Origin of the sequence: Luteitalea sp. TBR-22 (assembly GCF_016865485.1) — a bacterium.
GTDB lineage: Bacteria > Acidobacteriota > Vicinamibacteria > Vicinamibacterales > Vicinamibacteraceae > Luteitalea.
This window is the reverse complement of record NZ_AP024452.1, coordinates 1,415,196-1,426,988: the sequence shown is the minus strand read 5'-3', so window position 1 is coordinate 1,426,988 and position 11,793 is coordinate 1,415,196. Positions and strand designations below refer to the sequence as shown.

The window sequence follows — 11,793 nt, the reverse complement described above, 5'->3', positions numbered from 1 at the left end:
AGGGGGAGCGGTTCGCGATGCCCGGCAGCGGGTGCTCGGTCTCGGGCGGAAGAGCATCGACGCCGACGCAGGAAAGGACCTGCGATTTTGGGGCTTGACCACGCCCGGTCGGTCATGGATAATTCACCCGTGAACAATATGCCGTGTGGCAGCGATCATCCGTGCCCGGTCTCGACCGCCCTCATCGACGCGGCACGGACGCTCGAGTCCAGGCTCGAGCAGGCACTCGCGCCACTGCAGTTGTCGCTGGCCAAGTTCGGGGTCCTGCGCGTGCTGGTGCGCGAACAGCGCCCGATGCCGCTCAGTGCGATTGCGCAGCGGCAGAAATGCGTCCGCTCCAACATGACGCAGCTCACCGATCGGCTCGAAGCCGACGGGCTGGTGCGGCGGGTGGATGACCCGCAGGACCGCCGGGCGGTGCTCGCCGAATGCACGGCGGCCGGGAGGGTGGCCGTGGCCCGCGCCGAGGACGTCCTCCGGGCCGAGGAGGAGCGTTTCCTCCGTGGGCTGGGCGACCAGGAACGCTCGCTGATGATGCAGTTGGTCCAGCGCTTCGTCACCTGCGAGGCGCACCAGGAGGCGTGACGCCTCTTTTTTTTCTCAAATAGTTCATTACTGCACGATCCAACAATAGACCGTTTACCACAGTCGATTCAGAAGGAAGGCTCCAATGTCCACGCACAGCACCCTGTTCTCGCCCGCCACCGTCGGCCGTCTCGCTCTCCCGCAGCGTTTCGTGATGGCGCCGATGACACGCAATCGCGCCCTCCCCTCGCTTGCCCCCGGGCCGCAGGCCGCCCTTTACTACGCGCAGCGCGCCTCGGCCGGTCTCGTGATCACCGAGGCGACCCAGGTGTCCGACTCGGCCGCCGGCTACGTGTTCACGCCCGGCATCTACAGCGACGAGCAGATTGCGGGCTGGCGCCACGTGACCGACGCCGTCCACGCGGCCGGCGGGGCCATCGTCGTGCAGCTCTGGCACACGGGACGGATCTCGCATCCGACCATGCGGCCCGACGGGTCGACGCCGGTGAGCGCCTCGGCCATTGCCGCCGAGGGCGAGGTGATCACCTACGAGGGGCCGAAGCCGTTCCCCGTGCCGCGCGCGCTCGAGACCGGAGAGATTGCCGACATCGTCGCCGACTTCGCCACGGCGGCGCGCAACGCCATCGCCGCCGGCTTCGACGGCGTCGAGATCCACGCGGCCAACGGCTACCTGGTGGATCAGTTCCTGCGCGACGGCAGCAACCGCCGCACCGATGCGTACGGCGGGTCGCTCGAGAACCGCGCCCGCTTCCTGCTGGAGATCGTCGACGCCACGTCGGCGGCGATCGGCGCCGAGCGCGTCGGCGTGCGCATCTCGCCGGCCAACCCGTTCAACAGCATGAGCGACAGCGACCCCGAGGGCCTGACCCGGTACGTGGCCTCGCAACTGGCAGGACGCGGCGTCATGTACCTGCACGTGGTCGAAGGGCCTGCCAGCGACGACCCCGCCGCACCGCGGCCGCTGACCGCGATTGCACGCGCGGCGTTTCCCGGTGTGCTGATCGCCAACTCGGGCTACACCGTCGACGACGCCGAGCGGGTGCTCGCGCGCGGCGATGCGAACCTGGTCGCCTTTGGCGTGCCGTTCCTGGCCACGCCCGACTTCGTGGAACGGACGCGGGTCGGCGCGCCCCTCAACACGCCTGATCGCGGCACCTTCTATGGCGGCGACGCGCGCGGATACGTCGACTATCCCTTCCGCGACGGCAGCGTGCGCCTGTCGCTCGACGAGGTGATTGGCGTCGGCGCGGGCGCGTGACAGCACGGCAGGAGAGTCGAACCGCTCTGCCTTCGGCTCTTCTGCCCTTCTGCTCCTGGTCTTCCTTTTCTACAACAGCGGCGAGAACAGCCGCATCACCGAGTCCCCGAGGCGCCGGTAGGGCGGCAGCCGCTGGTACGCCTCGGCCGAGAAGGGTTCGCTCTGCCGGATGTCGGCCAGGAACGCGGTCTCGAGCCTCCGGGTGACCTCCCGGTCGTAGATGACCAGGTTGGTCTCGTAGTTGATGGTGAAGCTGCGGATGTCCATGTTGGCCGATCCGATCGAGCACGCCACCGAGTCCACCGCAATGGTCTTGCAGTGGAAGTAGGCGCCCTGGTACAGCAACACGCGCACGCCCGCCTTGGCCAGGTCCCGCGCGTAGGTCATGCCGGCCCGGTAGGCCAGCGGCCCCTCGCCGCCGCGCGGCGCGATCATCACCCACACGCGCACGCCGGACATGGCCGTGGCACACAGCACCTGCAGCACGCTCTCGTCGAGCACGCAGAAGGGTGACTGCAGGTAGACGTGATCGCGGGCCATCGAGATCATCGCCAGATACTGCTGGCGAATCACCGAGTACTGCGAGTCCGGCCCTGAATTGACCACCTGGATCGGCACGGCGCCCGGGCGGCGGCCGCGCGGATACAGTGCCGGGTCGCCCAGCAACTCGCCCGTCGTGTTGAACCACTGCAGCGCGAAGGTGTACTGCAGCGTCGCGACCGCGTCGCCGCACACACGCACGTGAGTGTCGCGCCAGCCGGAGAATCCCTTCGGCCCCGTCAGGTGCTTGTCGGTGAGGTTGAGGCCACCGGTGTAGCCGATCTCGCTGTCGATGATCACCAGCTTGCGGTGGTTGCGGTAGCTGATGGTGTGCAGGCGCCAGATCGGGGAATACGGGTAGACCTGCACGCCAGCCGCGCGCAGGTCGCGCACGTAGCCGCGCGTGAGCATGGAGAAGCTGCCGACCGGGTCGTACAGGGCCCGCACGGTGACGCCCGCCCGGACACGCTCGCGCAGGATCTCCAGGACTTCCCGCGTCAGCGGGTCGTCGGCCCACTCGTAGTACTCCATGTGGACGAGGTGGCGCGCGCGTCGCAGATCGTCGAGGAGTCTGGGATACTTCTCGCTGGCGTTCTGGAGGATCTCGACCTCGTTGCCCATCGTGACGGGCGCCTCGGTCGAGTTCCAGAGCAGTTGCGGCAGCCGGTTGTAGATCTCGATCTCGCTCTCGGACAGCGCGTCGCGCACTTCCGCCTGGGCGTCCCGCACGGCGGCGAGTTCCTTGGACAGCCCGCTGCGCCCGAGTTGACGACGCAGCGCCTTCCGGTGGCTGAACGCGTTCGAACCCCGGCCGAACATGAAGTAGACGACGGGCCCCACGCCCGGCGCGAGGACCATGAGGAACAGCCACGCAAACGTCGATTGCGGTGACCGATTCTCGAGCACCAGGAACACGGTTGCCGCGGCGAGGTACAGCACGTACAGCGCCCACGAGAGTTCTGCCGGCATGGCTGCCCTGCAGCCTGTCCCAAGTGCCCGTGCCGCGCAAGCGCGCGCCCACGGGCTGGCCGCGGCCTGGGTGATGCTGTTGAGCCTGGTGCTGGGGTGGCTCGCCGTCGCCAGGCCGGCGCCGCTCTCGGCGCAATCGATGGGCATCGCGTGGGCCTGGAGTGGCGCCATCACGCCCGAGTCGGCCGTCATCGTCGCCCGGCTCGCGAACGGCGTCGCCGATGCGCGCCTCGTGATCGCCCCGGACCGCGCCGGCGGCGAGTCCGACGCGTTGACGGTGCCGGCGACGGGTTATCAGAAGGCCGACGCCAACGGCCTCGTCCGGTTCGAGGCCGGACGGCTGTCACCCGCGACGCGCTACCGCTACCGCGTGGAGACGCGCGCCGGGCAGCGGCTCGACGGGCGGCTGCGCACGTGGTTCGACGGCCCGTTCTCCTTCCGCATCGCCTTCGCCTCGTGCGCCACCACCGGTTCCAACAGTCGCGTGTTCGACGCTATCCGTGAGCTGACGCCGGATCTCTTCGTGCACATGGGCGACTTCCACTACCTGAACATCGCCCGCAACGATGCCCGGGCGTTCCGGCGGGCCTACGATCGCGTGCTCGACTCGCCGCGCCAGTCGGCGCTCTACCGGGCGGTGCCGATCGTCTACCAGTACGACGACCACGACTTCGGCGCCAACAATGCCGACGGCACGTCGCCGAGCCGACCGGCAGCCACGTCGGTGTACCGCGATCACGTCCCTCACTATCCGCTGCAGCCAGGCGCGGAGACCATCCAGCAGGCGTTCGGCATCGGACGCGCGCGCGTCATCGTCACCGACACGCGCACGGCGCGCGCCCCGGTCGACAGCCCGCAGCCGCGCACGATGCTCGGCGACGCGCAGCGTCGCTGGCTCGAAGCCGAGCTGACGCGCGCCAAGGACGCGCCGCTGGTCATCTGGGTCAACACCGTGCCCTGGATCACCAAGGCCAACGAATCGACGTCGGAGGGCTGGGCGCCCTACGCCGAGGAACGCGAACGCCTCGCCACGCTCATCGAGTCGCTCGGCCTGACGCGCCGCCTCATCATGCTCAGTGGCGATGGCCACATGGCGGCGCTCGACGACGGGCGCAACAGCGCCTACATGGAAGGCCGCACGAAGGACAGCCGCGGCTTCGTCGTCGTGCACGGCGCGCCGCTGGATCGGTGGACGCGGGTCAAGGGCGGCCCCTACAGTCACGGCGTCTCGAGGCGCAACCACCAGTTCGGCCTGCTCGACGTGGCCGACACCGGTACGGCGCTCGAGGTCACCGCCAGCGCCCGCGACGCGTACGGCCAACTGGTGCCCGGCCTGGAGTTGAAGCTGCGCTGCGACAAGGACGGCTGCCAGCCGCGGTGATGTCGCGGCGACGTCGGCAGTCCGCTGCAGGGCGCCGGGCCGGCGAGCTGCCTGGCGCGACGGGCGCGTCGCCCGGGTCCCCCTGTCAGGAGACCGCGCGTGACAGCGCGGCGGCTTCCCTGGCGCGGCCGAGCGCGCGGAGGATCTCGGCGAGCATCGCACGCGCCTCGGCCACGTCCCAGTCGTCGGCGGCGAGGGTCCTTCGACGGGCCGGCACCATGTCCGGCGACAGCGCGCGCACGCGCAAGCCCTCTCGCACGAGGGGCTCGGCCTCGGCGGCGTGGCCTGCGGCGACAAGGAGCGCGGCCTCGTTCAGCGAGTAGATCGCGACGAGCTGATGGTCGCGCCCGAACGCGCGCTCGACGATCTCCCTGGCCTGCCGGACGGCGGCCACGGCCTGGCGCTGGTGGCCGAGCGCCGCCTCGAGCTTCGACAGCGTATTGAGGGTTGCGGCGATGGTCGGGTGGCTCGCCCCGACCGTTCGTTGCTGGATGGCCAGTGCCTCGCGGAGCAGGGGTTCGGCTGCCCGCCAGTCCTGGCGCGACATCGCCACGAGGGCCCGGTCGTGCATGGTGACCGCGGTGTTCGGATGCTGCGGACCGCGCGTCCGGACGTTGATGGCCAACGCCTGTTGCAGCGCGGCATCGGCGCCGACGAGGTCACCCTCGAGGCGGAGCACCGAGCCGAGATCGTTGAGGCTCACGGCCGTCTCGCGGTGCCCCTCGCCGAGCGCCGAGCGGCGAATCGCCAGCGCCTCACGATGCAGGGAGGCCGCACGGGCGCCGAGTCCGTGGTCCTGGTAGACCCGCCCGAGCTCGACCAGCGTGATCGCCAGGTCGGGATGCATCCCGCCGAGGAGCGCCCGACGCATCGCCAGCGCCTCCTCGAGCCGCCTCAGTCCCTCGACGTGCCTGCCCTGATCCACGAGCAGCACCCCGAGGTCGTTCAGCGCCGTGGCGACGGGCACACTGGTGGGGCCGAACGCCTTTCGCGCATCGCCGAGCGCTTCCTCGAGCAGCCGCTGCCCCTTGCCGTACATCGCCAGCCGGCGGTAGGTGCGCCCCATCAGCGTCAGCATCTCGGCGCGCAGGGCCGGGTCACCCGCCAGCTCCTTCTCGATGCGGGCCGCGCTGACGTCGAGCACGGACACGGCCGTGGGCTCGCCCGGCGTCTCCCGGATGGCGTAGGGATCGGCGCTGGTGAGCAAGGACATCAGCACCTCGCTCACCTTGACGGCCTTCTCGGAGGCACGCTGCGCCCGGTCGCGTTCCGTCGCGAGACGGACCGCGTGGAACGCCGTGAAGCTCGCGGCCATCGCCACCACGGTCGTGGCGGCCAGCAGACCGGTGACGTGGCGGCGGGCGAAGCGCGCCAGTCGGTACCCCGCGCGGTCCCGGCGCGCAGCGACCGGCTCGTGGCGAAGCACGCGGCGGATGTCGTCGGCCAACGCGGTCACCGAGGCATACCGATCGCCAGGCTGCCGGGCCAGCGCTCGCGCGACGATGGCGTCGAGGTCCCCCCGGAGCGTGCGACGGAGCCGGGCCGGCGTGGCGCCGAGCCGCGCGGCATGCACCTCGAGCACGTCTGGCGCGACCGTGCCATCCACCACGGCCTCGGACAGCAGTGGGGGCGTGTCCTCGAGGACGGCGCGGATCAGCGCCTGCGGCGAACGCCCGGCGGCGTGAGCCACCGGGTGCCGGCCCGCGAGCAACACGTAGAGGAGGCCGCCGAGGGCGTACACGTCGGTGGCCGTCGTCACCTGCCCGCCGGCGATCTGCTCGGGGGCGGCATACACCGGCGTGAGAGCCCGCCGGATCTCGCGGGTGAGCACGCCGACGTCGGTGTCGGCCGATGCGTCGAGTTGCGTGCCCGCCGTGACCAGTTGGGCGATCCCGAAGTCGAGGAGCTTGACCTCGCCGCCGCCGCTCACCAGGACGTTGGCGGGCTTGATGTCACGGTGGACGACCAGCTTGGCGTGCGCGTGGGCGACGGCATCGAGCACGTCGAGGAACAGCGTGAGGCGCTGCTCGACCGACAGCGCGCGCGCATCGGCGTAGCTGTCGATCGGCTCGCCCTCGACAAGTTCCAGCACCAGATAGGGCTGCCCGCCGTCGGTCACGCCCGCATCGATGAGGTGCGCGATGCCGGGATGACGGAGCCGCGCGAGGATCGTGGCTTCCCGGCGGAAGCGTTCCTCGCCGGATCGACCGACCAGCGAGAGGTTCAGCAGCTTGACGGCCGCCTCGCCCTCGAAGCGCCCATCGCAGCGTTCGGCTCGCCACACCATCCCGCTGCCGCCCTCGCCGATCGGCGAGACGAGGCGGTAGGCGCCGACGACCTGGCCGGGCGTCGCCGCCGACGGCGAGAGCCGTGATCCGTCGATGGCCACGCCGCCGAGGAAGCCGCCTGCCTCGGCGGCCTGGTGCTCCTCAAGGAGACTGCGCAGGTCCTGCGCCATGCGGGTGTCGAGGGCCATCGACGAGAGCCAGGCCTCGCGGGCGCCCGGCTCGACGTCGAGCGCCTCATCCAGGTAGGGGCTGAGCGCGCGCCAGCGATCAGGCGTCAGCGGCGGCCTGCGCATCGCCTGCTCCCGGCTCCCCGCTGACGAGGGCGCTGTGGAGGAAGAGCCGCCCCTTCTCCCAGGCGCGCTGGATGGTCCGCTCCGACACGCCCCGCATCGCGGCGATCTCGACGAAGGAGAAGCCGCAGAAGAACTTCAGTTCCACCACCTCGGCGAGCAGCGGGTCGATCGACGCGAGCTCGTCGAGCGCATCGCCGAGGCGCACGATGTCGGCCGGGCCGGCCAGGCTCGCGCCATACGAGGTGTCGAGCGCGGTGATGTGGACGTCGCCGCCGTGCTTGAGCGCGCGTCGACGGCGGATGTCGTCGACGATCAGGCCACGCATCACCCGTGCGGCATAGCCCATGAAGCGTGCGTGATCGACGAAGGTCGCCCCCTCGCGCGACGACATGGCGAGGTAAGCCTCGTGCAGCAGGGTGGTCACCCCGAGGCCACCGAGCGCGCCCCGACGATGCACCTCCCGCCGCGCGAGCCGGTGCAGCTCCTGGTACAGCGAGCTGAACAGGTCGTCGGCGACACGCCCGTCGTGTCCGCTGGCTGGGGTGGCGACTGCGACATCCATCACAAGCCGCAACGAACCCGCGCAGGCAAACCGAACGCTGGCGAGTCGGCGCCAGCCAGGCAGCGGGGATGAAATGCACCGGTCGCGACCTGCCCGGGCGCGTTGTCGCCTTCGAGCTGCGGTTCGCGATCAGTCCATGTGGAGGGTTCACATGGTCAAGCGTTCCGCAGTCCTCGTGTACGGTGTGCTGGCATACCTGTTGTTCTTCGTCACGTTCCTCCACGCCATCGCCTTCGTCGGCGGCTTCGTGGTCCCCAGGCAGATCGACGGCGAGCCCGGCCAGCCGCTCGGGCTGGCGCTGGCGATCGACCTGTGCCTGCTGTCGGTGTTCGCCGTGCAGCACAGCGTCATGGCGCGCCCCTGGTTCAAGGCGTGGTTGACCCGGTTCATCCCCAGGGAGATCGAGCGGTCCACGTACGTGGCCTGCGCCAGCCTGGCCCTGCAGTTGCTCTTCTGGCAGTGGCAGCCGCTCGGCGGACGCGTGTGGGAGGTGGAAGATCCCGCAGGAAGAGCCGCGCTGTGGACGGGCTTCGCCTCGGGGTGGGGCCTCGTGCTCGTGGTGACCTTCCTGATCAATCACTTCGACCTGTTCGGCCTGCGGCAGGTCTGGCTGGCGTTCCGGGGTACGCCCTACACGCGCGTCCCCTTCACCATGCCCGGCCCCTACCGGATGGTGCGTCACCCGCTGTACCTCGGCTTCCTGCTGGCGTTCTGGATGACGCCGACCATGACGGCCACGCACCTGTTCTTCGCGGCCGTGACGACGGCATACATCCTGGTGGCGATCCAGTTCGAGGAGCGGGACCTGATCGCCGAGCACGGCGAGACCTACCAGGCGTATCGATCCCGCGTGCCGATGATCGTGCCAGGGCGCACGTCACGCGCCACCATGCCGACAGCCGGCGGAGCGGCGACGCCCGGACCCTCGGCGACCGAGGCGGCCATCCGGGAACGCCGGAAGGCGCACGCCAACGACGCCACTGCCGCCTTCTGACACGCCTGCGCCTGTGGCGACCTGCGCCGCAGGCACTACACGGCGTCCGACGCGCTCGTGAACCTGAACTCCTTGATGCGGGCGGCCGGGCACACCAGTGCCAGGCCCGCCCCGCCGATGCCTTCGCCGCTCACGGCGCGCTCGGCCGGCGTCATCGCCTCGACGTTGTTCAGCGCGACGATGGGGCTCTCGTTCCACCGCATGTTCCGCACCGGACGGGTGACCTCTCCCTTCTCGATCAGGAACAGGCCGTCGCGCGTCAGGCCCGTGAGCAGCAGCGACTGTGGGTCCAGGGGCCTGACGTACCAGAACCGCGTGACGAGCAACCCGCGGTCGGTGCCGGCGATGAGGTCGGCCATGGTGGACGAGCCGCCGTCCATGATCACGTTGGCCGGGCCGGCCGTCGGCTTCTTGCCCATCTTCTGGGCCCAGAACCGCGAGTACGACAGGTCCTGCAACACGCCCTTCTCGACCCACGACTGCCGCGCGATCGGCAGCCCCTCGTTGTCGAAGCAGAGCGAGGGCGCGAGCGGATGCGAGGGGTCCGAGTAGATGCGGATGCTGTCGCCGAGGATCTGTTCGCCGACCCGGTTGCCGCCGCCCTTCTTCGAGAAGACGCTGCGGCCCTCGTCGGCCTGCCGCGCGTCGGCCGAGAAGAGCATGAAGGCCAGCAGATCGGCAACGGCCGCCGGCTCGAGCACCACCGTGTAGGTGCCGGGCTCGATGCCCGTGGGGTTGGCGGCCATCGCCGCCTTGCCGATGGCAGCCTCGGCGAGTGCGGCCGGGTCGAGCAGGCGCAACTGGTTGAAGGACTTCGAGGCCCATCCCGATCCCGACCCGTCGGTCGTGCGCGACGTGAGGTTGTAGTCGGCAGCGGTGAACCGGTCGTAGGCGAACAGCCCCTGCGAGCTCGCGACCGCCTGCATGGCCATCTGCGTCTCGACGAAGCCCGCCGACACGACGCCCTTCTGCTTGCTCCGCGCGATCGCCGTCTCGACCGTCGAGGCGCGCCACTCGGGGGTCGCCGCCGCGACGTCGTCGAAGTAGGCGTTCACGGGCGAGTAGGTCTGCGCGCCGAGGAACGGCATCGCCTCGGGATTCTCCGGCGACACCTTGGCGATCTCCTCCGCGGCTCGCAGTGCCCGCTGCAGGCTCGCATCGTCGAACTGGGCGGTGGTGACCGTGCCCGACCGCTTGCCGAAGCGCGACGTGATCGCCAGGCTCACGCCCGACGTCGCGCCAGCGGTAGTGGCGGTGTTGCGCGCGAAGCGCACGTTGGCGCGATCGCTGCCGCTCACTGCCACGAAGGTCTGCTCGGCCTTGCTCAGCGACAGCACGCGGTCGGTGAGGGCCTTGGCCTGTTCCCTGGTCCAGATCATGCTCATCGCCCCGTGTTGAGGATGGTGACGCCGGCGAACCGTGCGATCGGGCACCCGTGGCTGACCGAGTTGATCTGCATCGGCTGGCCCTTGCCGTCGGTGAAGGCGCCGCCGAGCTGATAGGTCGACCTGCCGCCCAGCAGGTCGCAGGCCTTCCAGAACTCCGGCGTGTTCGACTGATAGGCGAGGTCGCGCAACTGCGTCGTGATTTTCCCCTTCTTCACTTCCCAGAACGTCTGACCGCTGAACTGGAAGTTGTACCGCTGGTGGTCGATGCTGTAGCTGCCGTCGCCCTTCACGTAGACGCCGTCCTCGGTGGCGCCGATGATGTCGGCTTCACTCAGGTCCCTGGTGCCGGGCTCGAGCGAGACATTGGGCATGCGCTGGAAAGGCACCGAGCCCCAGCTGTCGGCGTAGCTGCAGCCGTGCGAGGCCGACTGACCGATGAGCGCCGCCTGGTCGCGCGTGGTCTGGTAGTCGACGAACGTGCCGTCCTTCACCAGGTGCCAGCGCGTCGTCTTGACCCCATCGTCGTCGTAGCCACAGGTGGCCATGCCGTGTTCCTGCGTCTTGTCGGCCACGAGGTTGACGATCGGCGATCCGAACGTGAAGGTGCCCAGCTTGTCGGTGGTGAGGAAACTGGTGCCCGCGAGGTTGGCCTCGTAGCCCAGGGCGCGATCGAGCTCGGTGGAGTGACCGACCGACTCGTGAATCGTGAGCCACAGGTTCGACGGGTGCAGGATCAACGCCTTCGAGCCCGCCGGCGCCGGCTTGGCCTTGTGGGTCGCCACGGCCTCCTCGGCCGCCACCCGCGCCTCCTGCAGCAGCGGATACGACTCCACGTACTCGTAACCCATGCCCATCGGCGAGGTCAGGGCGCGACGCGAGTAGAACCTGCCGGTCGTCTTGTCGACCGACGTCACGTTGAACGACGGATAGGTCCGGATCAGCGACTGCTCGATGTGCGAGCCCTCGGTCGAGGCAAAGTACTTCTGCTCGTTGACGAACTGCATCGACGCCGACACGAAGCTCGCGCCCGGCACCTTGAGCGCCTCCTCGTGCACCTGCAGCAGCAGGTCGAGCTTGGCCTGCAGCGGCACGTCGAACGGGTTCCGCTTCACGGGTGTGTTCCACGTCGCGTCGTAGGCCGGCACCGGTGCCAGGCGCACCTGCTCGGCGTTGATGGCGCGATTGGCCCTCGCGATCGCCACCGCCTGTGAGGCGATGCGCGCGATCTCCTCCTTGGACACCAGGCTGCTGCTGGCAAAGCCCCACGTGCCGTCGACGATGACCCGCACGCCGAACCCGTAGTCCTCGGTGTCGACGATGTTGTCGACGCGCCGGTCCCTGGTGAACAGGAACTGGTTGCGATAGCGGTTGATGCGGATGTCGGCGTAGGTGGCGCCGGCCTTGCGCGCGGTCGCCAGTGCCGCATCGGCCAGGTCACGGAGCGCGTCGGCGCCCTGTCCCCAGAGCAGCGGCGGTCGCACCGCGGAGGCCGCACCGACGGCCATGACGGACTGCACGAATCGTCGACGATCGATCATGTGGAGCACCTCGAGGAGACTGGTCGGGGCACGGCG

The 11,793-nt window shown here is 69.8% G+C and carries 9 protein-coding genes; 4 read left to right on the top strand and 5 right to left on the bottom strand.

The window, feature by feature from the left end; translation table 11 throughout:
• Window positions 1–138 precede the first annotated feature (138 nt).
• Window positions 139–585, top strand: a complete 447-nt coding sequence (locus TBR22_RS05830; protein WP_239493477.1) for a MarR family winged helix-turn-helix transcriptional regulator — start codon at window positions 139–141, stop codon at window positions 583–585.
• 85 nt (window positions 586–670) lie between these two features.
• Window positions 671–1,804 carry an alkene reductase gene (locus TBR22_RS05825; RefSeq protein ID WP_239492020.1) on the top strand — a complete coding sequence of 378 codons (1,134 nt, stop codon included), beginning with the start codon at window positions 671–673 and terminating at the stop codon, window positions 1,802–1,804.
• Between the two features lie 69 nt (window positions 1,805–1,873).
• On the opposite strand, the gene cls is transcribed toward TBR22_RS05825, so the two are convergent.
• Window positions 1,874–3,313 carry a cardiolipin synthase gene (gene cls / locus TBR22_RS05820; protein ID WP_239492019.1) on the bottom strand — a complete coding sequence of 480 codons (1,440 nt, stop codon included), beginning with the start codon at window positions 3,311–3,313 and terminating at the stop codon, window positions 1,874–1,876.
• Here cls and TBR22_RS05815 point away from each other — a divergent pair.
• Window positions 3,312–4,694, top strand: a complete 1,383-nt coding sequence (locus TBR22_RS05815; RefSeq protein ID WP_239492018.1) for an alkaline phosphatase D family protein — start codon at window positions 3,312–3,314, stop codon at window positions 4,692–4,694. The genes cls and TBR22_RS05815 overlap by 2 nt on opposite strands.
• 85 nt (window positions 4,695–4,779) lie before the next feature.
• On the opposite strand, the gene TBR22_RS05810 is transcribed toward TBR22_RS05815, so the two are convergent.
• Window positions 4,780–7,275 (bottom strand): serine/threonine-protein kinase, encoded by a 2,496-nt coding sequence (locus tag TBR22_RS05810; protein WP_239492017.1) that lies wholly within the window; start codon window positions 7,273–7,275, stop codon window positions 4,780–4,782.
• Complete coding sequence (locus tag TBR22_RS05805) at window positions 7,250–7,837, bottom strand: ECF-type sigma factor (RefSeq protein WP_239492016.1); 588 nt, start codon at window positions 7,835–7,837, stop codon at window positions 7,250–7,252. Before TBR22_RS05805 ends, TBR22_RS05810 begins: the two co-directional genes overlap by 26 nt.
• A gap of 151 nt (window positions 7,838–7,988) precedes the next feature.
• On the opposite strand from TBR22_RS05805, the gene mddA reads away from it, so the two are divergent.
• Entirely contained in the window at window positions 7,989–8,831 is an 843-nt protein-coding gene (mddA, locus tag TBR22_RS05800) for a methanethiol S-methyltransferase (protein ID WP_239492015.1), read from the top strand.
• Window positions 8,832–8,866: 35 nt separating this feature from the next.
• On the opposite strand, the gene TBR22_RS05795 is transcribed toward mddA, so the two are convergent.
• Both TBR22_RS05795 and TBR22_RS05790 read right to left on the bottom strand, forming a co-directional pair.
• On the bottom strand, window positions 8,867–10,216 hold the full coding sequence (locus TBR22_RS05795) for a TldD/PmbA family protein (protein WP_239492014.1): 1,350 nt from the start codon (window positions 10,214–10,216) through the stop codon (window positions 8,867–8,869).
• Window positions 10,213–11,754 (bottom strand): TldD/PmbA family protein, encoded by a 1,542-nt coding sequence (locus TBR22_RS05790; protein ID WP_370651490.1) that lies wholly within the window; start codon window positions 11,752–11,754, stop codon window positions 10,213–10,215. Before TBR22_RS05790 ends, TBR22_RS05795 begins: the two co-directional genes overlap by 4 nt.
• Window positions 11,755–11,793 lie beyond the last annotated feature (39 nt).